The following is a 24219-nucleotide window of genomic DNA, read 5'->3' as shown; positions in this document are numbered from 1 at the left end:
ATTTAAATGGGAGCTTATGAGATTAATGAACAGTTATTAACGAAAGAAGAGAAAAAAGAATTAACGATAAATAAAAATCGGCAAACAATTAGCAGAAAGAAAGAAGTGTTTCGTAAGTTTATATCGAATCCAATCGCAGTTTTAGGAACAGTGACGTTATTGCTAATTATTGTTTTCTCGCTTATTGGCGAAAGTTTAACTTCATTTACTGCGAGTGAACAAGTAAAAGAGGCAACAAATTTACCGCCGAGTAGTGAACATTGGTTTGGAACAGATGATCTAGGGAGAGATATTTGGGCACGTACTTGGGCTGGTGGGAAGATTTCACTAACAGTTGGATTAGTAGCAGCTGTCCTCGATATAGGACTTGGTGTACTGATTGGTGGATTTAGTGGATATGTGAGAGGGCGTAATCGCCTTGGAACGTTAATTGATGAGTGGATTATAAGAGGAATTGAAGTATTATATGGCATCCCATATTTATTAATTGTTATTTTGCTATTAATTGTTATGAAACCAGGTCTTTTCACCATTATTATCGCCCTTGCATTAACGGGATGGATTGGAATGGCTCGTCTCATTCGAGCACAAGTATTGTCTTTAAAACAACGAGAGTTTGTTATTGCAGCAGAGCGATTAGGTACATCACATATGAAAATTATATATGGGCATTTAATTCCGAATTTAACAGGGGTTATTATCGTGAATTTATCATTTACAATTCCAGCAGCTATTTTTTCAGAATCATTTTTAAGCTTTATAGGACTTGGAGTACAATCACCAGCGGCAAGTTGGGGGACGATGACGAATGATGCACTCGGGACATTATTGAGCGGAGAATGGTGGCAGCTATTTTTCCCGGCAATCATGATTGCACTCATTATGTTCGCATTTAATGCAATTGGTGATGGTTTGCAAGATGCGATTGATCCAAAAATCGTCAAACGGAATCGAAAGGAGAAAAAACATGGCACAAATCTTATCTTTAGAAAACGTAACGTTAGCCGTTGAAAAAGAGAATATTAAGCAAGCGATTGTGAAACATGTTTCCTTTTCTATTAACGAAGGTGAAATAGTTGCACTTGTAGGAGAAAGTGGTTCAGGAAAAAGTGTCACAGCACAATCCATTATCGGCTTGAATCAAGAATCAATTCATATCGATGATGGGAATATAGCTTTCCAAGCAAAGGAATTAACGAATTTACAAGATTCAGAATGGAATCAAATTCGCGGAAAAGATATTTCCTTTATATTTCAAGATCCGCTTTCATCTTTAAACCCAACGATGAAGGTAGGCAAACAAATTACAGAAGTAGTTTTGCAACATGGGAAAAAATCGAAAAGAGAAGCAAAGGAAATTGCGATTAACTTGTTAACAGATTTAGGGATACATGAAGCAGAGAAACGCTTTGAACAGTACCCACATCAATTAAGCGGAGGTATGAGGCAGCGTATTTGTTTAGCAATTGCGTTTGCTTGTCACCCAAAGCTTGTAATTGCAGACGAGCCGACAACAGCGTTAGATGTAACGATTCAGAAACAAATTATGGGGCTATTAAAAGAAAGAAAAGAAAAACAAAATACGAGTATTTTATTAATTACACATGATTTGGCACTTGTACGTGAAGTAGCTGATCGAGTAGTTGTTATGTATGGGGGACGTGTCGTTGAAAAAGGAACGATACAGGAGGTAATAGGTTCTCCTAAACATCCATATACGAAAAGTTTATTACAAGCAATTCCGAATATGGATGATTCCGAAAAGGTATTACGTGCTATAGAAGGAACGACACCTTCCATTGAAACATTAAATAGCTTTGGTTGTCCTTTTGTAAATCGTTGTCCAGTAGCGATAAAAGAATGTATTCATCGTTTTCCAGAGAGAACCACATATTCTAAGGAGCATAGTTCACATTGTTGGCAACATGTTCTAGAGCATAATAAAGCGAAATCAAAAGAGAAGGTGAATGCCTCATGACGACAGATTTAATTACTATAAAGCAAGTAACGAAAACGTATGGAAGTAAAAGTAAAGAAATCACAGCGTTAAAAGACATATCACTTTCTATTCCGAAAGGAACAACACTTGGCATTATTGGTGAAAGTGGTTCAGGAAAAACAACACTTGGAAAGCTCATAGCAGGGATTGAGAGTCCAACGTCTGGTGAAATTGATTATAACGGTCAAGTCGTTCACAAGCTGAAATCAGCTCATAGGCGAGATTTTTTACAGAAAGTACAGTTCATTTTTCAAGATTCCACAGCAGCATTAAATCCGCGCTGGAAAGTACGCGATAGCGTAACGGAAGGTTATATTTCATTCGGTTTAGGTGATAAAGGATTAAAGGATAAAGTAGCAGGTGATGCGCTAGAACGTGTGGGATTAGATAGACGATATATCGATCGCTATCCGCACGAATTTAGCGGAGGACAACGTCAACGAATTGCTATTGCAAGAGCGTTATTGTGTGAGCCAGAAGTATTGATTCTTGATGAACCAATTTCAGCATTAGATGTTTCATTGCAAATTCAAATTGTACATCTGCTGCAAAAAATTCAAAAGGAACAAGGCTATACATATTTATTCATCGCGCATGATTTGCCGATGGTTCACTATTTATGTGAAAAAGTGGCTGTCTTATATAAAGGAGAACTTGTTGAATTTGGAAATACGGACGAAGTGTTCCGTAATCCACAACATTCTTATACAAAAACATTGTTAGCATCAACACCAAAAATTTCGGGTTAAAGGAGAATATAGGATGAAGAAGTTTTTACTGTTTATCATTATGACTGTTTTAGCGATTACTTCGGTCGCTTGCGGTAAGAAAGAGACGCAAAAGGCGAGTGCTGGTAAGGGAGAAGGCGATCGATTAGTAACGAATATTAGTAGTGATCCATACACACTTGATTCTGCTATTGCAACAGATAGCACGTCAGGTTATATCATTGGGCAGTTGTTTTCAAGTTTATATACGCAAGATAGTGATGGGAAATATCAAAATGAATTAGCAGAGAAAGAAGAAGTAAATGCTGATGGAACTGAATATACAATCCATTTGAAGAAAGATATTAAATGGTCAGATGGTTCTCCTATTACGGCAAATGATTTTGAATTTGCATGGAAGCGATTATTAAATCCGAAAACGGGTTCTATGAATGCGACAGAAATGTATTTCATTAAAGGGGCAGAGGCATATAATACTGGAAAAGGTGAAGAGGGACAAGTTGGTATTCAAGTCGTTGATCCTCAAACATTAAAGGTAACTCTTGAACATCCAGTTGCTTCTATTAAACAGAAATTAGCAAGCTCATTATTTATTCCATTAGCTAAAAAGTCGATTGATGATAATAATAAATTAAAAACAGATCCAAAAGAGTTAATTACGAATGGACCATTCAAGTTAAAAGAGTGGAAGCATAACCAGGCTATTACAGTACAAAAAAATAAAGAATACTACGATAAAAAGGTAACATTAAAAGAAATTGAGTTTCGTATTATTCCAGACTCTAAAACAGCGTATCAATTATTTAAATCAAAAGAATTAGATTTACTAAGTGGTTTACCACAAGAGATGATTGAAAAAGAAAAAGGAAATAAAGAATATAAGCGTGTTGCAGGATTCTCATCTTATATTTATTCGTTTAACGTAGAAAAAGAGCCGTTTACAAATGCGAAAGTACGTAAAGCATTTTCATTAGCGGTTGATCGTAAATTTATCGTTGAAAAACTGTATAAAAATAATGCGCAAGAAGCATATGCATTCGTTCCAGAAGGAGCAAAAACACAAAGTGGTCGTGATTTCCGTAAAGAAAAAGGTGATTACGTTAAATTTGATCCATCAGAAGCGAAAAAATTATTAGAAGAAGGTATGAAAGAACAAGGGTGGTCTACATTACCTGAAGTAACATTAAAATTCACTACAGATACACAACATAAAAAAGTAGCAGAAGCAATGCAAGAAATGTTTAAGAAAAATCTTGGCGTAGATATTAAATTAGAAAATAAAGAGTGGAAGAGTTACATCGATACATACAAGCAAAGTGATTTCCAATTAGCTTATATGGGATGGGGCGGCTCTTTATTAGATCCAATTACTAAACTAGATTTATATGCAGGTGATGGTCCGAATAACTATGCAAAATGGCATAATAAAGAATTTGACGCTTTAGTAAAAGAAGCAAAAGTTGAACAAAACGAAGATAAGCGTTTTGACTTATTGCATAAAGCGGAAGATATTATGTTTACAGATTCACCATTAATCCCAATTATTTTCCCAAGTGCTTCATATTTACAAAAACCATCAGTATCTGGTGTTCAGTTCATTATCGGTTCTAGTCCAGAACTAAGATACGCAAAAATTAAAAAATAAAGAAGTAGGCAATTGCCTACTTCTTTATTTTATTTCTCTTTTATATTCTTTTTTCGTTCCATCAGAGAAGACAACTTCTAAATCAAATTTTTGATAGTCTTTATCAAGTTTGAACACGTTCACTACTTGATCGATTACTTCTTGGTCAGCAGTATCTTTATCAAATTTTAATTCTTGTAGAAGGGGGCTTAATTTTGTAATAGCCTCGTCACCTGTAAACTTTGCATTTGTTTTATGGTCTTCAAGCTTTGCTTCCATTTTCTTATCAGCGGCTACATTCTTATAATCAGCTTCGTAGTCTTTCTTCGTATCTTGATAGTCAGCATCTAAACTAAATTCATTAAAGTTTAGTTTTAAATCTGCAGGAGCCTCATTTTTTGCTTCTTCAGTCGTCTTTTTATTAGAAGTTGTGTCTTCTTTTGCAGGGGCTTTACATCCTGTTAATGCAGGTACTAGCATAAGAGCTAATAAAACTGATAGTAGAATTCTCATTATAAATTCCTCCTTATGTAAATTCGTTCTATACAAGTTTTTCCCAAAAACATGTAATTATGTATGTGTTGAAAATAAATTATTATCCTGCAGTCACAAGGACTCATCCGCAATTTAAATCAAAAATGATTTGTATGTATATGGTAAATTGAAGTTGTGAGGAGGTACTGAAATGCTTTCTAAAACGTATCAAACGATCGGTGAATTATTTCAAGCAACATATGCAGCAAATGGCTAGTATACAATAATATTCGGAGGAGTTAGTTTAGAGAGAAATATTATTTCATTATTAGTTATTGTATTGGTTACACAATTAGTAGCAGTGAAGACTTTAGCTATAAAAGGAATGGTAAAGGGAAGAAGAAGCTCTGTAGTTAAAGTTGTATAAAAGTAAAAAGGTATCCTTCGTAGGATACCTTTTTACTTTTGTTATTTTGCAACTTCTGTCCACTTGTAGTTAAATTCACCGCCGAAGTCAGTCGTTACAAGTCCTTTAATGAAAGAGCGTTGTAAGTAAGAACGACCTTGTTGGTATAAAGGAGCGACAGCGCCGTCTTGTAATAGAATTTTTTCAGCTTGCTTCATTGCTTCAAAGCGTGCTTTTTCATCGCCAGCTAAATCTGTTTTCACTTTATGAATTAGCTCATCGTACTCTTTGTTAGAGTATTTATCGAAGTTATAAGCACTATCTGTTGTAAATAAATCTAAGAATGTAATTGGATCAGCGAAGTCAGGGCCCCAGCCGTCAATACCAATTTCATAGTCACCACTTAATAGTAGTTTCAACTGTTGTTTACGTGGTTGTGGTTTTAAATTCACTGTTAATCCATCTAGGTTTTTTTCTAATTCACCTTTTAAATATTCACCAGTCTTTTTAGCTAAAGCATTGTCACTTGTTAATAGTTCGATTGTTACTTTGTCAGTACCAAGTTCTTGTTTTGCTTTTTTCCAGTTTTCTTTCGCTGTTTTCACATCATCCTTGACTAGATTTCCATTTTCTTTACGGAAGTCATTGCCTTCTGGACTCTTTGCAAATTTCGCAGGAACCATTCCTTCAGCTGGAATAGCACCGTTATTTAAAATTGTTTCTACGTAAGCCTTTTTATTCATTGCGCCGTTAATAGCAAGGCGTGCATGTTGATTTTTTAATGTTTCATTTTTCTGATTTAGTCGTAAGAATTGAATGCCGACTTCAGCGCGTTCCTTGAAGTTTGGATCGCTCTTATATTTATCAACAAACTCTGCAGTTAAAGCAACGCGATCAATTTGTCCTGAATCATATAAGTTCACTTCTGTAGACTTATCTTTAACGACATTGAAGTTGATTTCTTCTAATTTTACCGTTTTAGCATCCCAATAGTTAGGGTTTTTCTTCAATTGGAAACTTTGTTCGTGTTTCCAGTTATCTAATGTGAAAGCACCGTTGTAAATTAAATGATTTGTTTCTAAACCGTATTTATCGCCCTGAGACTTTAAGTACTCTTCATTAATTGGCAAGAATGTTGAGAATGTCGTTAAGCTTAAGAAGTAAGGAACAGGACGGTCTAGTTGTACTTCTAACGTTTTGTCATCAACAGCTTTGACCCCTAGTTGATCAATTGGTAATTGTTTTTGGTTTATTTGTTTCGCATTCTGTACATCGAAGAATAAGAATGCGTATTCAGCTGCTGTATCAGGATTTACGGCACGTTGCCAAGCAAAGACGAAGTCCTTTGCTGTAACAGGAGTACCGTTTGACCATTTTGAATCACGCAGATGGAATGTATATTTTGTTTTATCGGGACTAATGTCAACCGACTCAGCAACACCAGGAATCGGTTTATTATCTTCTCCCATTGCATATAAACCTTCAAAAACATTGCGCATTACATTCATGGATTCCCCATCCGTTGCTTTTGCAACATCCATTGTTGGAATTTCTGAAGCGAATGATAAGTTAATTGCTTGTTTATCAGGTACTTTATCGTTTGCTTTCGCTCCGCCTGCATTATCTTTATTTCCCCCGCAAGCAGTTAGTAATAGACTTGCCCCTAAAACAGATGCAACAACAGGTACAACTTTTTTCTTCATTGTTCGTTCCTCCCTAAATGTGTTGTTCGTAACGTCATAATGTCCATGTCTTGAAGTAGCTATAGAAGGAGATAGAACCTATTATAAATATTTGTTTATAGGTAATCAGGTGTTCTATATGTATATACATGTTGAGCTATAATCTATCGTTATATGTTTCAACTTAGTAGACATTATATTTTGATGGTGAAATATTTTGTTTCTTTGATTATTTAGAATATTAACACTGGAAAGAACTATATGTCAATAATAAAAATAGAATGTTAATTTCTTAGAATAATATATTAAAAAAGTAGATTCTTTTGTGTGAGAGAACCTACTTTTAATATATTTTGCTAAAAAAACAATTGGTGTGGGCTAATAATAAGTGGGGATGAAGAACCCCCACTTATTACGGTTTTACTTTATTTTTCAATTTTTGCCCACTTGAAGTTTAATTGACCCGCAAAGTCTACTTGCACAATTCCTTTCACATAAGAACGTTCTAAATAAGATTCGCCTTTTTGGTAAAGAGGAGCGATAACAGAGTCTTTAAATAATATTTTCTCGGATTCTAGTAATGCTTCCCAGCGAGCTTTTTCATCACCAGCTAAAGTTGTTTTCACTTTTGCTATTGTTTCATCGAATTCCTTATTAGAGTAATGATCTAAGTTATAAGGGTTATTCGTTGTAAATAGCTCAAGGAATGTAATTGGATCCGCAAAGTCAGGACTCCAGCCGTCAATTCCGATTTCGTAGTCACCTTTTAATAAAAGCGAAACTTGTTGCTTACGCGGTTGCGGTTTTATATTTACTGTTAATCCATCTAGATTCTTTTCTAGTTGCCCTTTTAAGAATTCACCAGTTTTCTTATCAAGGTCAGCATCACTCGTTAATAATTCTAATGTTATCTTTTCAGAACCAAGCTCTTGTTTAGCTTTTTTCCATAATTCTTGTGCAGATTTTGTATCAACTTTTGTTAAATCGCCGTTTGCAGTACGGAAGTCTTTTCCTTCAGGTCCTTTTGCAAAGTTTTTTGGAACGAGACCAAATGTTGGTGTAGAGCCATCATTTAATAACGTATTTACAAAGGATTTTCTATCAATTGTTTGATCGATTGCTTGGCGTGCAGAAACGTTTTGAAGTACTTTGTTTTGTTGATTCATGCGTAAAAATTGTACGCCTACATTTGGACGTTCTTTAAAGTTAGCATCTTTTTTATATTTATCAACGAAGTCAGATGTTAGTTTTATACGATCTAATTGTTTTGACTCGAATAAATTTACTTCTGTTGATTTTTCTTTTACGACGTTAAAATTGATTTCTTCTAGTTTGACAGTATCTTTATCCCAATAGGTAGGGTTCTTCTTAAATTTAAAGCTTTGTTCGTGCTTCCAATCGCTTAGTGTAAAAGCTCCATTGTACAAGATTGTATTATCTTCTAAAGCGTACTTATCACCTTGTGCTTTAAAGAATTCCTCGTTAATTGGTAGAAATGTTGGGAACGCTGTTAAGCTAATAAAATACGGAACAGGACGCTCCAATTCTACCTCAAACGTATGGTCATCAACTGCTTTTACACCAAGTTGGTCGGCTGGAAGTTCTTTGTTGTTAATTTTTGTTGCATTTTTAATATCAAAGAATAGAAATGCATATTCAGAGGCTGTTGCTGGATCTACGGCACGTTGCCAAGCGAACACAAAATCTTTCGCTGTAACAGGAGTGCCGTTTGACCATTTTGAATCTCGCAAATGGAATGTGTATTTCGTTTTATCGCCACTTACTTCATGAGATTTTGCAACACCAGGAACAGGTTTGTTACCTTCACCAAGATTATACAAACCTTCAAATACGTTTCTCATTACTTGACCAGAATCAGTATCTGTAGCACGAGCCGTATCCATTGTTCGTATTTCAGTAGGTGAAGATAAGTTTAAAACCTGTTTACTAGGTGCCTCGTCTTTTGCATTTGCTCCGCTTGCTTCGTTTTTATAACTACCGCAACCAGTTAATAAAATACTTACTCCTACAACTGATGCAATACCGGGTACAAACTTCTTTTTCATTTGATTTTCCTCCTAAATAATTAAGTTTGGATGATGATGAGGGAAATGAAAAATAAAAAATCCCTCTTTTCATATTGAGAAAGAGGGATTTTTACGTACAAGTTATGCACCCGTATATAAACGAAGTCCCTCATTCTATCTTTCAAGCATAAAGCTTGCAGGAAGTGGCACAGTATTCAAAATGAACCTGCTGCCGAGGTTTCAAAGGGCCAGTCCCTCCACCTCTCTTGATACAATGAGTAAACGAATAAATTTTATTAATTTTTGTGTTTCTTTGATAATTCAAAATCTTACACCTTGAATAATGAAGTGTCAACCAAATGGAATATAGTTTAAATTTTCAGTTTTATTAAACAAAAAAACCACTGCATATGGCAGTGGTTTTTCTACTAGAAGTTAAAGTTATCTGGATCTGGACCAACGCGACGATCTTCATTTAAAGCTTGAATTGCTTTCATATCATCAGCACTTAATTCAAAGTCGAAGATGTTTGCATTTTCAATAATGCGATGTTCTTTAATTGATTTAGGGATTGTTACAACTTCGTTTTGTAAATCCCAGCGTAAAATAATTTGCGCAGTTGATTTATTATATTTTGTCGCAATTTCTTGTAACGTTGGATTATCTAGTAGTTGTCCTTGCATTAATGGTGACCAAGCTTCAAGCTGGATATTATGTTCTTTACAGAATGCATGTAGCTCTTCTTGTGCTAAACGTGGGTGATATTCCACTTGGTTAACCATTGGCTTAATTTCAGCAATTTCAAATACGTCTTGTAAGTGGTGAATGTGGAAATTACTCACACCGATAGCGCGAACACGGCCATCTTTATAAAGTTTTTCTAATGCTTTCCATGATTCAGTATATTTCCCTTTTACAGGCCAATGTACTAAATATAAATCTAAATATTCTAGACCTAATTTCTCTAATGTAGTTTCAAATGCTTGAAGTGTTGTTTCATATCCTTGATCGCTATTCCATACTTTTGAGGTAATAAATAATTCTTCACGTGAAACACCGGATTCACGAATCGCTTGTCCAACGCCTTCTTCATTTTGATAGATTGCTGCAGTATCGATGCTGCGGTAGCCATTTTTAATTGCTGCTTTTACAGAATCAATTACTTCTGAACCATCTTCTACTTTAAAAACACCTAAACCAAACCAAGGCATTTTTACACCGTTATGTAATGTTGTATAATCTTTTAAACTTGTTAAAATCATATTATTTCCCCCTAGCTTTTTTGTTTGTTGCTTCTACTGCTTTTTGAATTGCCTCTGAAAAATTATATTCGTATAAAGTTTTGAGACCCTCAGCTGTGGAACCACCTGGCGTTGTTACTTGTTCGCGGAGGTTAGCTGGATTTTGCGTTTGCTCGAGCATAGAAGCAGAGCCAGAAATCATTTGAATGACAAGATGTTTTGCGGTTTCTTCATCGACTCCATAACTTTTTGTTGCTTCAATTAAGCTTTCAGCAAAGTAATAAAGGAAGGCTGGCGCACTTCCAGTAACTGCAGTAAGCTGATGAACTTCTTCCTCAGTACAAAGTTGCGAAGTACCAATACCTCTTAAAAGCAGTTGCAGGGTTTCTTGATGCATCTCGGTTACTGATTGTCCTATTGTATATAAGGAGATAGACTTTCCAATTTCAGCAGCTGTATTAGGCATAATCCAAGCAACAGGTGTGCCTTTTGGGAGTCTAGCTTCTAAATAAGATGGTCCAATGCCAGCTGCTACTGTTACGACAAGTTGATTTGATATTAACGGAGATAGCTCAGCTAATAATTCTTCATGAGCAGAAGGTGGCATTGCTAAAACAACCGTATCGACAGATGTAATATGCTGCTTCCAATCCGTTGTAATAGACACATTATATCGCCTTTGTAATTGTTCTAACTTTTCTACGTTGCTTCGGTTAGAGATAATAATTTCTTCGATGTACTCTTTGCTTGTTTTAAGTAATCCGGAAAATATAGCTTCTGCCATACGACCAGCGCCAATAAATAAAATTCGATGTTTGTTAGGCATATCCTTTATTCCTTTCTAGTAGAGATATGTTATAAAAACGATATCATCTTTAAGAGAATTTTGTAAAAAGAAAAGACTTACCGTAGATGGAATGGATAATGAGAAGACGGAAATTCATGGTAAAGGAAAGGGCTATTCCTTATACTGGTGATAGGGAATTTATTACACATCTGGGGAGAGATAAATATGGTTAGAAGTCCACTTTTTTTACTTGTTTCTAGTATTATTTGTGTATTAGTTGGATTGTATATTCAATCGAGTTATATTGAAATTTTCGCATCAATTATGGGAATCATTAATGTTTGGTTATTAGCGAGAGAAAAAGTATCCAACTTTTTATTTGGCATGATTACTGTTGCGGTATTTCTATACATTTTTATTACACAAGGTTTATATGCAATGGCAGTATTAGCCGCTTTTCAATTTATATTTAATGTATATGGTTGGTATTATTGGATTGCACGAAGTGGGGAGGGAGAGGTAAAAGCAACAGTTCGTTTAGATTTGAAAGGGTGGACTTTTTATATAAGTTTTATTTTAGTTGCTTGGATTGGTTGGGGTTATTATCAAGTCCGTTATTTAGAGTCAACAAGTCCATATTTAGACGCTTTAAATGCCGTATTGGGACTAGTGGCTCAATTTATGTTAAGTCGAAAAATATTAGAAAACTGGCATTTATGGATTTTATATAACGTAGTTAGCATTGTAATTTATATTTCTACTGGTTTATACGTCATGCTAATATTAGCTATTATTAATCTCTTTATATGTGTAGCTGGTTTGCTAGAGTGGAAGAGCAATTATAAGGGGCAAGAACATACAAATAATTATATCTAGAAAATAATTAGAATTAAAAAACCCCTGAAGCATATATGCTTCAGGGGTTTACTAATAGAATATAAGATTAAGCTTTTGTCATACCAAGTAGTACAGCGCCGCCGATAATTAAAACACTACCTAGTGCAATAAAGATCAATTGACGTTTTGTTTTCTTTTCACCCAAGAATACAATCGCACCGAATGTTGAGATAACGATTCCAGTTTGAGATAATGGGAAGCTTGTTGCTACTCCAACACGTGGTAATGAAAGAAGTAAGAATAAGTTTCCAGTTCCCCATAGTAAACCAGATAAAGCATTACGGATTGCATATTTGTTAAATGGTTTATGTTTAGACGTCAGTACAACCGCACCAACAAACATACCAACTGCTTGTGGTAAAATAGCAGACCAACCATCGATATTATACCAACGAATAATAATTACATATACAAGATAGCCGAAAGTAGAAACAATTAAAGTAAGAAGTCCTTTTTTCAATTGTCCTGGTGGCTGAGCATTTTCTTTATCATCTAGTGATGTGAATACAACACCAACTACGATTAATAGGATTGCAATCGTTCCCAGAATAATCGTTGTAGTAGTAGTCCACTCACGGAAAGCGATAACCCCAAAGATAGAAGTTGCAACAAGTTGCATACCAGTAGAAATTGTTACGGTAGTTGAAACACCTAGTTTTTCAACTGTTTTTAATTGGTTTACTTGTCCTAAAGCCCAGAATAAACCTGAAATAAACCCAACAATTAAGATTGTCATTGTTAAAGCTGGTTGAGTAAATACATACATAATTGTTGCGAAGAATAGAGCACCGATTGTCATACCTACCGTTTGGCTATATGCACCACCGCCCATTTTTACGCTTACTAATAAGATGTTTCCCCATGCAATTGCAGGAAGAAGCGCTAATAAAATGTCCATTACAAGACTCCCTTCGGTTTGCTATATCAATATAGTTACATATCGTTCTAACGATCGGTAATGCCCCACTAATAGAGTAGAAGATTACCGATCGCTAAAACAGGATGAAGAATTCACGATATAAATGCGTTTTCATTTCTTCATTTTTTGAAACACCTCCATATAATAACAGGAAATTGCCTATTTTAGAAAGTGAATTCAAATAAAATGTATATTTAAATAAGAGGTAAAATTCAGTTATTTCCCGGTGGTATATTTTATTTCCTAAGAAATAAAGAAGCAGCTTCCAAAAAAGCTGCTTTAAGGGTTAGTAATTCTTTTGTTAATAAGCTGAATACATAGCAGAAATAGGAGTGACATACTAATAGTGATAACCACAAGTGTCCAGGCGAGTTGCATATTACTTGCGTCAATGGCCATGTAAATTGCAGTCGGGATTGTCTGTGTTTTACCAGGGATATTCCCGGCAAACATGAGTGTAGCACCAAACTCACCGAGCGCGCGGACGAAGCTCAAAATCATCCCGCTTAGTAATGCAGGAAATGCGAGCGGAAGTGTAACGTGCAGAAAAACTTGATATTCACTTGCGCCAAGGTCACGAGCACTTTCTTCAATTTGTACATTTGCGATAGAAAATCCCGTTTTCGCTGATTGGTACATAAGCGGAAATGCAACAACTGTAGAAGCGATGATCGCAGCGGTAGATGTGAACATAATAGACTGCTGAAATAATGATTCAACCCACCTTCCGATCGGGCTGTTGTTTCCAAAGATGATAATGAGAAAGAAGCCGATAACAGTTGGTGGAAGTACCATTGGTAATAAAAATATGGTTTCTAATAGTACTTTATATCGCCATGAGGAGCGAGCTAGTGCTCGCCCGACAATCGTCCCTAAAATTGTAACGAGAATAGTGGCACACGCAGCTACTCTTAAAGATAGAAAGACAGGCGATATAATAGCATCAATGCTCATAGTAATTACGACAGGACTGTAAATCCATATTTCTTAAAGATAGATTGTGCATCTTTTGACTGCAAATACTCATAAAATGAAGTCGCCTCTTTCTTATGTTTAGATTCCTTTATAACACCTAAAGGATAGTGGATTGGCTCATGAGAAGTAGCTGCTGCTGTTTCACCAATTTTTACTTTATCTGAAATGAGAGCATCTGTTTTGTATACGATACCAGCATTGACATTTCCTGTTTCTACATATGTTAACACTTGGCGAACATCTTTTGTAAATACGACTTTATTTTGAACATCATTCCAAAGGTTTTCGTGTGTTAGAGAGGCCTTTGCATATTTGCCAGCAGGTACAGATTCAGGTGTACCAAGTGCGATTTTTTTGATTTTCTCATCTTTTAAATCTTGAAATTTCGTAAGAGAACTATCTTTAGGGATGACTAGAACTAGTTCATTTCCAAGAAGATTTTTCCCTTCTTTTTCATTAATGAATCCTTTTTTTACAAGGATTTGGAATTTATCTTCTGCAGCAGAGAAGAATAAATCAGCAGGTGCACCTTGTTCAATTTGTTGTTGAAGTGCTCCAGAAGCACCGAAGTTAAAAGAAAGTTTAATATTTGGCTCTTTTTCTTTATATTGTTTTTCGATTTCTTTTAATGCATCTTGTAAGCTGGCAGCAGCTGAGATAGTGAGTTCAACTGTTTTATCCTCTTTAGCAGCTGACTTTGTATGCTTTTCTCCACTTGTACAAGCAGCGCTAAATATAAGAAGGAAAGAAAGTATAAGTGCCCCAATCGAACGTAATGTAAATTTATTCATAAAAAAATCCCCTTTCGTTTTGACACATCTAATTATAACTAAATATAACTAAATATAACTAGTTATAATTGAATATAATTTGAACATATATCTATTTTTAAAAAATAGGAGAAATATTCTTTTCTTTGTTACAATGAAAGAAGAAAGTGAGGAATCGTCTATGGATCATCATTCCTACACAACGGAAGAAGTAGCAAAGCGATTAAAAGTATCAAAATTAACTGTATACGACTTAATTAAAAAAGGAGAACTTCCTTCTTATAGAGTTGGTAGACAGATGCGCATTGATGCAGCAGATTTAGATCAATATATAAAACAAATGAAAACAGGAAAGGTACAAGTTACTCCTGTAAAAAACGATGGTAGTAGTATCTTGAACACGTGTATTATTAGTGGTCAAGAACTAACGTTAGATATGTTAGCTAAACGTATAGAACATCGTTTGCCAAGTTCTAATGTTTTAAGGGCGTATCAAGGTAGCTTAACAAGTTTAGTGAAAATGTATCAAGGAGAAGGAAGTATCGTTAGTTTGCATTTGTTTGATGGTGAAACGGGTACATATAATGTTCCTTATGTAAAACGCATTTTAGTAGGCCAGCCATGTATTATGATTAATTTATTGTCCAGAAATGTAGGATTTTATGTCCAAAAAGGAAATCCGAAGAAAATAAAGACATGGGCCGATATATCCAGATCCACTATAAAGTTTGTAAATAGAGAAAAGGGTTCTGGTATTAGAGTGTTAGTGGATGAACAATTACGAATCCAAAAATTAAATAAAGCTGATATTAGTGGATATGAATGGGAAGAATCGAATCATCTGGGTGTTGCCACGCAAGTTGCAAATGGAAAAGCTGATGTAGGAGTAGGTTCAGAAAAGTTTTCGCAAATTGTAAATGTGGACTTTATTCCAATCATGAAAGAACAGTATGATTTAGTAATTTTGAAGAATAAAGAAAATGAAGAGCTGATTGAAGTCGTGAAAGACATTCTGCAATCGGAAGAATTTCATAATGAATTAAATGCAATTGGCGGATATGATATTACGAAAACAGGTCAAATTATATATGAAACAAACTAAAAAGCTGCTTGTCTATAAGACGAGCAGCTTTTTCTATATAAAGGGGTTTGGGGAAACAAAGTGTTAAACAAGACCTTGAGCAAGTGTATAAATGAAAGCCGTAAGAAGAGTAGCTCCACTTGCAAGTCCGATAAAGTCTGATTTGTTGAAAGTAATGTTGTTCATTATAATCTCTCCTTATTTGTTTAATGTAGTTGCAACAGCTTTTGCATCGACAAGTGCGGATAGCACCATGCCCATTGTATTTAAAAATTTATTTGATTTCATATTGTTCATCATGCGTATCCGCTCCTTTTCGAATTGTTGTTGCCCTGCTTATGTCTTAATTATAGGAAATATGTCCACTTGCAACTATCGAATTAGCTTACGAAAGACTTACACTTTTGTAAGAAAAAAAGACATTCCTGTAAGAATGTCTTTCACAGCATATTGATATGATGATGTTCTTCAATTGTTTTTAAAAAACTACGCATTGAATTCGTCATATAGCTATCTTTACGGCGTATGAAAACCGTTGAAATACTGCCGTATTTTTCAGGGATTGCATGACAATGTACCTTACCTGCTTTAGAAAGATGATGGACAGCAGACTGTGGTACGAGTGTAATTCCGAGGCCGAGTGCAACGCTGTTTAATATTGTCTCTAATATATTGAATTCCATAATTCTTTTTGGTAGCAAACCTTCGTCTTTCAGCCATCGTTCTAGTTTGGAACGGTATCCGCATCCTTGGTTAAAAACGAGTAGAGGCGTTGTTGTAAATTCTTCTATATGAAAAGCTTTATTTTGTGTTACAAGCACTAATTTTTCTGTACTAACATCGTATTGTTCGATTAGTGGATGTTTAATAGGACCTGATATAAAGGCACCATCTAATTGATGATCAAGTACTTCTCTAATTAATTCTTCTGTTAGACCCGCTTGTAATGATAAATCGACATTCGGATAGCTTTTATAGTAAGAAGATAAAATGGTAGGTAATGTACTTACTGTTTCTACTGTACCGATTTTTAATATACCGGAGGGTGTTTCACTATCTAAAAATACTTGTTTTAGTTCGTCGACATCTTGCAAAATTTTATTAACATAAACGAGCATTTTTCTTCCTTCAGCTGTTAAAGTCATTCCTCGTTTATGGCGGTAAAAGAGTGGGGTTTTTAATTCGTTTTCTAGTTGTTTAATACGTGCAGTTACATTTGATTGTACATAATTTAATTCCTTTGCTGCGTTACTTACACTACCCTGGTCGGCAACGCTTTTAAAGATTTGTAAGTCTCTTAATTCCATTTTGTAATCCCCCTTGATGTTAACTATCATTATAAATGATAGTTAACATCATTTTGAATCATTTTACGTGATATATTTTTTCTTTTACAATTCTCTTTGTGCAAATAGAAAGAAACGGGGGATTGCGGTGAGAAGAGGTCAAATGATAATAGGGGCTTTAGCGTGTTTAATTGCGAGTATGTCATGGGGAGCGATGTTTCCAGTTGCTGATCATGCGCTAGAATACATAGATCCATTTTATTTTTCGCTTATTCGTTATGGAGCAGTGGCGATAATGCTGATTGTATTGTTGTTAATGAAAGAAGGAAAACAGGCATTTCGTTTAGAGGGAAGAGGAAAGTTACTCGTCTTTTTTGGAACGATGGCATTTACAGTATATAATGTCCTCATATTTTTAGGGCAAATGTTAATGGGTAAGTCGGGTGTAATGGTAGCTTCCATTATGGAATCACTTATGCCGATGATTTCTATTTGTATTTTATGGGGATATAAGCATATAAAACCGAAGAAGTATATGATAACGAGTATGGTTATTGCTTTTGTAGGAGCTGTGTTTGTTATTACAAAAGGTGATATGAGTTTCTTTGTAACATTGAAAGATAATATGTTCTCATTAGCATTTATATTTATTGGTGTTGTAGGCTGGGTTATTTATACGATGGGTGGTCAAACGTGTAGTGATTGGTCAACATTACGTTATTCTACGTTGACGTGTGTATTCGGTACGACTGTTACAGGAATTATAACGGTAATTATTACGTCGCTTGGATATGTTTCAGTTCCTAGTATGGGAACGATTTCTATTGTGAAGTATGATTTGTTATTTATGATGACATTGCCAGGTATTGTAGCGCTACTTGCTTGGAACTATGGTGTGAAAATTTTATCATCCATTAATGGGATTTTATTTATTAATTTTGTACCAATTACGACTTTAGTTATTATGATGATGCAAGGGTATCAGATCACAATGTTTGATATTATAGGGACTGTACTTGTTATTGCAGCGCTTATTCGCAATAACGTTTGCCAGAGAAAAGAAGAAAATATAAATAAGAGAGTTTTACAAGAAGAACAATTACGTCAAGCTGTTTAATAGGCAAATGGAGGATTTCATATGTTAGAAAGTTTATTGTTTTTCTTCGCCGTCGGAGTTGCCTGTGAGCTTGCAGCAATTAATCGAAATGGTCGTAAAAAGATAAAACAACAAGCTGAGCTGATACAGCTTTTAAAAGAATTGAAAGAAAGAAAAAATTAAAAAGACGACCGGGCATAGACGGTCGTCTTTTTCTATATAAAGGGGAAAGGGGACACAAAGTTATACAAGCGTAGCAGCGTAAATGAAAGCAGTAAGAAGAAGAGAGCCGCTAGCTAATCCTAAAAAATCTAATTTGTTAAAAGTAATGTTATTCATAATACATTCTCCTTACTTGTTTAATGCAGAAGCAACAGCTTTTGCATCGAAAAGAGCCGATAATACCATGCCCATTGTATTTAAGAAATTGTTCGTTTTCATTTTGTTCATCATATTGATCCACTCCTTTTCGAATAATTGTTGCCCTGTTTCTGACTTAATTGTATGAAATATAGTAAGAAGTAACTATCGAATTAGCTTACAAGAAAATTACACTTTTGTAAGAATTGAAATTTAACAATTCATCCTTAATTTTATTACCAACTCCTAAAACTTAGTGTTATAATTATTATAAGAATATGATTATACTTCGGATGTTTAGAAAGGAACGAAATAAATGTATAAACCAATTACATTTTTGTTGAAATATATATTTAAAACAGCTGGGAAAGTAGAAGTACAAGGAAGAGAAAAGTTACCAGAAGGTGGACCGTATGTTGTTGCATGTACACATACAAGTTTTATGGATGTATTAATGTTAGCTACAGGGATGTATCCAACTCAAATTCATTACATGGCCAAAAAAGAATTATTTGAAGGGAAATTCAAAAATTGGTTCTTTAAAAATGTAAATGCATTCCCTGTAGATCGTGCGAATCCAGGACCAAGTACACTTAAAATTCCATCACGTTTATTAAAAGAAGGAAAGGTAGTAGGGATTTTTCCGAGTGGAACAAGATCAGCGGAAGATGTTTCATTAAAAGCGGGTGCTGTGACAATTGCGATGCGTTCTAATGTTCCGTTAGTACCAGCAGCTTATGTTGGTCCATCAAGTGTAAAAGAATTAATAAAGGGGAAAAAGGCACAATTGATTTTTGGAGATCCAATTCAAATTGAGGCTGGAGAACAAATAGATCGAAAAACCGCTATGAAAATGATGACAGATCAATTAAATGAGAAGTTTGAGGAGTTAAAAGAAGCTTTGCAATCAAATCAAAAATAAGAAAAGACGACCGGGCATAGACGGTCGTCTTTTCTATTACTATTTATAATAAAGGGGAAAGGGGACACAAAGTTATACAAGCGTAGCGGCGTAAATAAAAGCAGTAAGAAGAAGCGAGCCACTAGCTAGTCCTAAAAAATCTAATTTGTTAAAAGTGATGTTATTCATAATATATTCTCCTTACTTGTTTAATGTAGAAGCAACAGCTTTTGCGTCGATAAGAGCGGAAAATACCATGCCCATTGTATTTAAGAAATTGTTCGTTTTCATTTTGTTCAGCATATTAATCCGCTCCTTTTCGAATAGTTGTTACCCTGTTTCTGACTCCATTGTATGAAATGTTGCGGAAAGTAACTATCGAATTAGCTTACAGAAAAATTACACTTTTGTAAGAGAAACGAATGAAGGTGTAATGATAAGAAGATTTGACATATGTTCATGAGATTCATTAAGTTAAAGGTAGAGGTGAGTGTATGGCTAATATTAAAGATATTGCAAAGATGGCGGGAGTTTCAGTTACGACTGTTTCGAGAGTGTTGAATGATCACCCATATGTAAGTGAAGAAAAAAGGAAAGCGGTTATAGAGATAGTTGAGAAATTGAATTACTCGCAAAACGCAAATGCTGTTCATTTATCAAAAGGAAAAACGAATATTGTTGGTGTGATTTTACCGTATATTAATCATCCGTGTTTTGATGCGATGGTGAGCGGAATGATGGAGACTGCGTTAGCGCATAATTACAGGGTGCTACTTTGCCAAACGAATTATAATAAAAAAGAAGAAATGAAAAGTTTACATATGTTAAAAACAAAACAATTGGATGGTCTTATTATTTGTTCACGTGCAAATGATTGGGAAACGATAGAACCGTATGCTTCTTACGGCGCAATAATTGCTTGTGAAGACAATGATATTTCAAACATCTCAAGTGTATATACGAATCATTCAGCGGCCTTTCAATTAGGAATGGATTATTTGATTGAGAAAGGTTATAAAAAAATTGGTTATTGCACGGGAAGGAAATTAGGGCCAAGTAGCCAAAAACGTTTTGATGTTTATAAACAGCAATTGCAATCTATAGACGAAGAGGTTAATGAAGAATGGATTTTTACAGAATGTTTTACACTAGAAGATGGTGTAAAAGTGGCTCATAAGTTAAAAGAGATGCAGGATCTTCCTGAAGCATTAATAGTAGCAGGTGATGAAGTTGCGATTGGGGTTATGACAGAGGTTGAAAAATTAGGGATTCAAGTTCCTGAGGATTTAGCGATTATTGGCTTTGATAATCAACCTATCTCGCAAGTGTTACAATTGACAACTATTGATCAAAATTTAAAGGAGATAGGGAAAACTGCTTTTGAAATGTTGCATAGAAAAGTGAATGACGAGAGTTCTGAACAAGAAAAGCTGGAAATTCCATACGAACTTGTGGAACGCTCTACAGTTTAATCGTAATCCGTTATGTGTATAATCGCATAACGGATTATTTTTTTGAAATATCTTTGACAGGAAACGCGTTTCATACTTTATAAAGGAGTTAAACCGGTCTGTAATAATCCATGGATTCTTTTCAAGTGTTAATGCAGTGAATAGAATTTGGAGGAATATGCATGAATGAACTTTTATCGAGTATGAAAAAGTATGTAGATGATGATGAAAAGATTCTGGCTTTTGTGGTAGGGATATTTGAGAAGGATAATTTTATATTATCGTATCAACATGGGGTTTTTGTTGCCACTACTAGACGTCTCCTTTTTTACGGGAAATTTCCGTACTATTCTTCAACATTTAAAGAGTATTCATATTTGCATATAGATAGCATAGATTTTCATCCGTATTTTGAATTTACTTGTAGTCATGAAACCATTCGCGCTAAGTATATTCAGAAAGGGAATGTGGAGCGATTTGTCCGTGCAGTTAGAGCAAATATGAATAATTAATCAACCCTCTGTTTAAACATAATATTTCAATTTTTAAGAGGGAAAATGCGGAATAAAAACCACTTCTAAACCTCTAGGAGATAGTGATACAATGTCAAATGGGGGGAGGGTATGAACTATGGTTAATCAACGTATAAAGGAAATAACACTAATTACAATTGGTTCATTATTATTCGCAATTGGTATTAATTACTTTGCAATTCCAAACCGTTTATCGGAAGGTGGAATTATTGGTTTAACGGTTGTTACGTACTACTTATTTGATTGGTCACCAGGAATTGTGAACTTTGCTATAAATGCAATTTTACTAGCTGTTGGTTATAAATTTTTTGATAAGAAAACAATGATTTATACAATTTTAGGGATTGTAGAAACATCTTTGTTTTTATACGTTACAGAACATATTGAGTATCATGTAAATAGTGATACATTATTAGCAGCTTTATTTGCTGGTTTATTTGTGGGCATTGGATTAGGCTGTATGTTCAAAGCCGGAGGTACATCGGGAGGATCAGCAATCTTAGCTCAGTTAGCAAATCAATATTTAGGTTGGAGTGTAGGGAAAGGCGTACTAATTATTGATATTGTTGTAATTGCTGGTTCTGTATTTATAATAGGGCAAGAAAAGGCGATGTATACACTTGTGGCTGTGTTCATTGGAGCGAAGGTGATTGATTTCATTGTAGAAGGAATGGACACAAAAACGGCTGTTACGATTATTTCGAATCAACCAGATTTAATTCGTGAAGCTATTACGAAAAATATGACACGCGGTGTTACTGTATTAGAAGGGCGCGGCGGATATACTGGTAAAAATAAAGAAGTTTTATATGTTGTTATTAATAAACAAGAGCTTGTTAAGTTAAAACAAGTTATTAGCCGGGTAGATGAAGATGCTTTCGTTGTTATACATGATGTACGTGATGTACTTGGCGGTGGCTTTAAAGCAAGCTAAAAGGTGAACGAGTAAATTCGTTCACCTTTTTTAATTCTTACAAAAATGTAAGTGTAATGTAATGAGATTCAATAGTAGATTTTATTCCCCCTTTTTAAAATGGATGTATATATATCCTGCAGAGGAGGAATGTTTATTATGAAGAAAAAAATGATCACTACTATAATAGCGATGATAGTGATAGTAGTAATGTTACTGCCTACGAAACTTGGACCGGTTATCGATAAATATAATCCATTTTATAAGACGAAAGAATACTATACGGTTGTGAATACAATTGGTCAGCATATCGGTGATGAGTGGTATGAATATGAATTTATTGCATTCGATGAACGTGGTAGAGAGCAGAAAATAAAGAAAACGGTTAAGCATATGTTAAAGAGAGATGAAGCATTAAAGGTTTTTGCAAAAGGGCGTTACGGTGAGTCCATTGAAGAGATTGAGGTTGCAAATATTCCTATAAATGCGAAGAGTAAACTTTTAACGGTGAGATAGCGAAATATACCCCCAGCTATTTTTTGTCGAAAATAAAAATACTGGGTAAGGGTATTTTTAAGGTTAACAAAAAAGCCTTAGTCGATATAGACTAAGGCTTTTTTGTTATATAAAGGGGAAGGGGGTACATTGTAGTAGCATGGGTGAAAGGTATAAGAAGAGTAGCTACTAGCAATGTAATTTGGTTATGTGATTGTTCTTCTTATTTGGCTTACTTTCTAACTTTATTGTACGAAATATAAGTAAGGAGAACTATCGAATTACATTACACATAACTTACAAACATGTAAGCCTTCTGTAATGTAATTCGATAGTTAAAAGATAGTAATTTTCATATAGTGTAACTAGAAAGTATCAATGTATTACTTTCTGTTTGTAATGAAGAATGAAAAACCAACTAATTTTTAATAATCCTCATCTGAATAAAGATGGGGATCTTTTTTAAACCTTACAACATTGTAAGGTTTACGTAAGTTAATTCGATAGTAAATTTGTCATATTTTTTGCATAATAGATACAGATAGAAAAATAATTAGGGATCTAGTAAGAAGGGAGAAAAATGGGATGCGTAAAGAAGAAGTAGTGAAGTTACCAATTAAAGATTTCTGTAGCTACTTTACTGTTGCCGTAGTGTGTATTGGATTATTTGATATCATAACAAACTTAATTGTTAAATAATATAGATGCTAAAACAAGAAAGGAAGTCCTTTCTTGTTTTTTTTATGGGGGCATAAAGATGAAATGGATTGATAGTCATATACATGTTGATCAATATAAGGATGAAGAGAAGAGCAGATTACTAAAAGAGGTGGAAAATAGTAAAGAAATAAAGGGGCTTATTGCGGTATCTATGAATTATCAATCTTGTAAGGAAACGTTATCTTTAGCGAAGAAGTATCCCTTTATATATCCAGCGATAGGGTTTCATCCAGAGCAACAGATTCATAAAGAAGAGTGTGAACAGATTTATCAACTTATTGAACAGAACGCAGAGGAAATTGTTGCGATTGGTGAAGTAGGTTTGCCCTATTATTTGAGAAAAGAAGATGAAAGAATTGCTGCAGATCCATACATAGCTGTATTGAAAAAATTTATAGAACTAGCTAGTAAGTATAATTTGCCGATTGTATTACACGCAGTTTATGAAGATGCTGACATTGTATGTGATTTGCTAGAGAAATATAAAGTTTCACGTGCACACTTCCATTGGTTTAAAGGAAGCGATGAAACAATGAAACGGATGATGAGAAATGGTTATTATATTTCGATTACACCGGATGTTTTACATAAGGAGAAGATTAGAAAAATCGTTTCGTATTATCCGCTTGAATATATGATGGTAGAAACAGATGGTCCGTGGGAATTTCAAGAGGATGTTATAACGCACCCAAGAATGATTCGAGAGGTATTAAAGGAAATTAGTTCTATAAAAAACATATCCATTGATAAGGTCGCAAAAACAATATATGAAAATACAAGTCAATTTTATTTGAAAGGATAGGGGAATTATAGTTTTAATCATGCAACGGAAAAAGTAAAAGTTGAATTTATTT

The 24219-nt window shown here is 34.6% G+C and carries 26 protein-coding genes, 1 pseudogene and 1 riboswitch; of the genes and pseudogenes, 15 read left to right on the top strand and 12 right to left on the bottom strand.

Annotated elements, in window-relative coordinates:
• Positions 1 to 6: 6 nt before the first annotated feature.
• From OXT04_RS26295 to OXT04_RS26280, 4 genes are read left to right on the top strand one after another with little or no spacing between them, the layout of a single operon-like run.
• Positions 7 to 1011 (top strand): ABC transporter permease, encoded by a 1005-nt coding sequence (locus OXT04_RS26295; protein ID WP_267418626.1) that lies wholly within the window; start codon positions 7 to 9, stop codon positions 1009 to 1011.
• Complete coding sequence (locus OXT04_RS26290; RefSeq protein WP_267418625.1) at positions 968 to 1978, top strand: ABC transporter ATP-binding protein; 1011 nt, start codon at positions 968 to 970, stop codon at positions 1976 to 1978. Before OXT04_RS26295 ends, OXT04_RS26290 begins: the two co-directional genes overlap by 44 nt.
• On the top strand, positions 1975 to 2748 hold the full coding sequence (locus OXT04_RS26285; protein WP_000205647.1) for an ABC transporter ATP-binding protein: 774 nt from the start codon (positions 1975 to 1977) through the stop codon (positions 2746 to 2748). Before OXT04_RS26290 ends, OXT04_RS26285 begins: the two co-directional genes overlap by 4 nt.
• Positions 2749 to 2761: 13 nt before the next feature.
• Positions 2762 to 4372, top strand: coding sequence for a peptide ABC transporter substrate-binding protein (locus OXT04_RS26280; protein WP_071713801.1), 1611 nt, complete (start codon positions 2762 to 2764; stop codon positions 4370 to 4372).
• A gap of 24 nt (positions 4373 to 4396) precedes the next feature.
• On the opposite strand, the gene OXT04_RS26275 is transcribed toward OXT04_RS26280, so the two are convergent.
• Positions 4397 to 4864: a YusW family protein gene (locus OXT04_RS26275; protein ID WP_053565429.1), complete on the bottom strand. Its 468-nt coding sequence runs from the start codon at positions 4862 to 4864 to the stop codon at positions 4397 to 4399.
• A gap of 169 nt (positions 4865 to 5033) precedes the next feature.
• Here OXT04_RS26275 and OXT04_RS26270 point away from each other — a divergent pair.
• Positions 5034 to 5252: pseudogene (locus OXT04_RS26270) on the top strand (hypothetical protein); the annotation flags it as partial.
• 41 nt (positions 5253 to 5293) lie between these two features.
• Here OXT04_RS26270 and OXT04_RS26265 read toward each other — a convergent pair.
• The 4 genes from OXT04_RS26265 to proC form a co-directional block, all read right to left on the bottom strand.
• Positions 5294 to 6934 (bottom strand): peptide ABC transporter substrate-binding protein, encoded by a 1641-nt coding sequence (locus OXT04_RS26265; protein ID WP_000731063.1) that lies wholly within the window; start codon positions 6932 to 6934, stop codon positions 5294 to 5296.
• A 404-nt stretch (positions 6935 to 7338) separates the two neighbouring features.
• The gene (locus OXT04_RS26260) at positions 7339 to 8979 is read right to left on the bottom strand and encodes a peptide ABC transporter substrate-binding protein (protein ID WP_053565427.1); all 1641 of its coding nucleotides are present in this window, start codon (positions 8977 to 8979) and stop codon (positions 7339 to 7341) included.
• Positions 8980 to 9111: 132 nt separating this feature from the next.
• Positions 9112 to 9216, bottom strand: a riboswitch (SAM riboswitch).
• A gap of 152 nt (positions 9217 to 9368) precedes the next feature.
• The gene (locus tag OXT04_RS26255) at positions 9369 to 10202 is read right to left on the bottom strand and encodes an aldo/keto reductase (protein WP_000604196.1); all 834 of its coding nucleotides are present in this window, start codon (positions 10200 to 10202) and stop codon (positions 9369 to 9371) included.
• Position 10203: 1 nt separating this feature from the next.
• Entirely contained in the window at positions 10204 to 11007 is an 804-nt protein-coding gene (gene proC / locus OXT04_RS26250) for a pyrroline-5-carboxylate reductase (RefSeq protein WP_063546217.1), read from the bottom strand.
• A 186-nt stretch (positions 11008 to 11193) separates the two neighbouring features.
• Between proC and pnuC the strand changes: the two genes are divergently transcribed.
• Positions 11194 to 11844: a nicotinamide riboside transporter PnuC gene (gene pnuC, locus OXT04_RS26245; RefSeq protein WP_000252484.1), complete on the top strand. Its 651-nt coding sequence runs from the start codon at positions 11194 to 11196 to the stop codon at positions 11842 to 11844.
• A gap of 67 nt (positions 11845 to 11911) precedes the next feature.
• Here pnuC and OXT04_RS26240 read toward each other — a convergent pair whose 3' ends face one another.
• The 3 genes from OXT04_RS26240 to modA form a co-directional block, all read right to left on the bottom strand.
• Positions 11912 to 12763, bottom strand: coding sequence for a GRP family sugar transporter (locus OXT04_RS26240; protein WP_000353544.1), 852 nt, complete (start codon positions 12761 to 12763; stop codon positions 11912 to 11914).
• Between the two features lie 300 nt (positions 12764 to 13063).
• The gene (gene modB / locus OXT04_RS26235; protein ID WP_002152004.1) at positions 13064 to 13738 is read right to left on the bottom strand and encodes a molybdate ABC transporter permease subunit; all 675 of its coding nucleotides are present in this window, start codon (positions 13736 to 13738) and stop codon (positions 13064 to 13066) included.
• A 5-nt stretch (positions 13739 to 13743) separates the two neighbouring features.
• Positions 13744 to 14550, bottom strand: a complete 807-nt coding sequence (gene modA / locus OXT04_RS26230) for a molybdate ABC transporter substrate-binding protein (protein WP_071713803.1) — start codon at positions 14548 to 14550, stop codon at positions 13744 to 13746.
• A 160-nt stretch (positions 14551 to 14710) separates the two neighbouring features.
• Here modA and OXT04_RS26225 point away from each other — a divergent pair, with 160 nt between their 5' ends.
• Positions 14711 to 15631: a substrate-binding domain-containing protein gene (locus OXT04_RS26225; RefSeq protein ID WP_267418624.1), complete on the top strand. Its 921-nt coding sequence runs from the start codon at positions 14711 to 14713 to the stop codon at positions 15629 to 15631.
• Positions 15632 to 15694: 63 nt separating this feature from the next.
• Here OXT04_RS26225 and OXT04_RS26220 read toward each other — a convergent pair whose 3' ends face one another.
• Positions 15695 to 15796 carry a DUF3948 family protein gene (locus OXT04_RS26220; RefSeq protein ID WP_001060018.1) on the bottom strand — a complete coding sequence of 34 codons (102 nt, stop codon included), beginning with the start codon at positions 15794 to 15796 and terminating at the stop codon, positions 15695 to 15697.
• A gap of 254 nt (positions 15797 to 16050) precedes the next feature.
• Positions 16051 to 16917 carry a LysR family transcriptional regulator gene (locus OXT04_RS26215; protein ID WP_016513341.1) on the bottom strand — a complete coding sequence of 289 codons (867 nt, stop codon included), beginning with the start codon at positions 16915 to 16917 and terminating at the stop codon, positions 16051 to 16053.
• Positions 16918 to 17044: 127 nt separating this feature from the next.
• Between OXT04_RS26215 and OXT04_RS26210 the strand changes: the two genes are divergently transcribed.
• Both OXT04_RS26210 and OXT04_RS26205 read left to right on the top strand, forming a co-directional pair.
• Entirely contained in the window at positions 17045 to 18013 is a 969-nt protein-coding gene (locus OXT04_RS26210) for a DMT family transporter (RefSeq protein ID WP_002004285.1), read from the top strand.
• A gap of 21 nt (positions 18014 to 18034) precedes the next feature.
• Complete coding sequence (locus OXT04_RS26205; protein ID WP_000894065.1) at positions 18035 to 18175, top strand: YrzO family protein; 141 nt, start codon at positions 18035 to 18037, stop codon at positions 18173 to 18175.
• A 60-nt stretch (positions 18176 to 18235) separates the two neighbouring features.
• On the opposite strand, the gene OXT04_RS26200 is transcribed toward OXT04_RS26205, so the two are convergent.
• Positions 18236 to 18331, bottom strand: coding sequence for a DUF3948 family protein (locus tag OXT04_RS26200; protein ID WP_001060007.1), 96 nt, complete (start codon positions 18329 to 18331; stop codon positions 18236 to 18238).
• 337 nt (positions 18332 to 18668) lie between these two features.
• Between OXT04_RS26200 and OXT04_RS26195 the strand changes: the two genes are divergently transcribed.
• The gene (locus tag OXT04_RS26195) at positions 18669 to 19274 is read left to right on the top strand and encodes a lysophospholipid acyltransferase family protein (protein WP_000277778.1); all 606 of its coding nucleotides are present in this window, start codon (positions 18669 to 18671) and stop codon (positions 19272 to 19274) included.
• A 72-nt stretch (positions 19275 to 19346) separates the two neighbouring features.
• Here OXT04_RS26195 and OXT04_RS26190 read toward each other — a convergent pair whose 3' ends face one another.
• Complete coding sequence (locus OXT04_RS26190; RefSeq protein ID WP_001060007.1) at positions 19347 to 19442, bottom strand: DUF3948 family protein; 96 nt, start codon at positions 19440 to 19442, stop codon at positions 19347 to 19349.
• 305 nt (positions 19443 to 19747) lie between these two features.
• Between OXT04_RS26190 and OXT04_RS26185 the strand changes: the two genes are divergently transcribed.
• The 5 genes from OXT04_RS26185 to OXT04_RS26165 all read left to right on the top strand — a co-directional run bounded on the left by OXT04_RS26185 (position 19748) and on the right by OXT04_RS26165 (position 24167).
• Positions 19748 to 20725: a LacI family DNA-binding transcriptional regulator gene (locus tag OXT04_RS26185; protein WP_001273903.1), complete on the top strand. Its 978-nt coding sequence runs from the start codon at positions 19748 to 19750 to the stop codon at positions 20723 to 20725.
• Between the two features lie 161 nt (positions 20726 to 20886).
• On the top strand, positions 20887 to 21216 hold the full coding sequence (locus OXT04_RS26180; protein WP_001004245.1) for a PH domain-containing protein: 330 nt from the start codon (positions 20887 to 20889) through the stop codon (positions 21214 to 21216).
• Positions 21217 to 21334: 118 nt separating this feature from the next.
• The gene (locus tag OXT04_RS26175) at positions 21335 to 22171 is read left to right on the top strand and encodes a YitT family protein (RefSeq protein ID WP_000248045.1); all 837 of its coding nucleotides are present in this window, start codon (positions 21335 to 21337) and stop codon (positions 22169 to 22171) included.
• A gap of 138 nt (positions 22172 to 22309) precedes the next feature.
• Positions 22310 to 22666 carry a YxeA family protein gene (locus OXT04_RS26170; protein ID WP_000728423.1) on the top strand — a complete coding sequence of 119 codons (357 nt, stop codon included), beginning with the start codon at positions 22310 to 22312 and terminating at the stop codon, positions 22664 to 22666.
• A 736-nt stretch (positions 22667 to 23402) separates the two neighbouring features.
• Positions 23403 to 24167, top strand: coding sequence for a TatD family hydrolase (locus tag OXT04_RS26165; RefSeq protein WP_053565421.1), 765 nt, complete (start codon positions 23403 to 23405; stop codon positions 24165 to 24167).
• Positions 24168 to 24219 lie beyond the last annotated feature (52 nt).

Source organism: Bacillus sp. GC_Bacil_1 (genome assembly GCF_026540675.1).
Classification (GTDB): domain Bacteria; phylum Bacillota; class Bacilli; order Bacillales; family Bacillaceae_G; genus Bacillus_A; species Bacillus_A cereus.
This window is presented reverse-complemented; position numbering and strand designations above follow the sequence as displayed.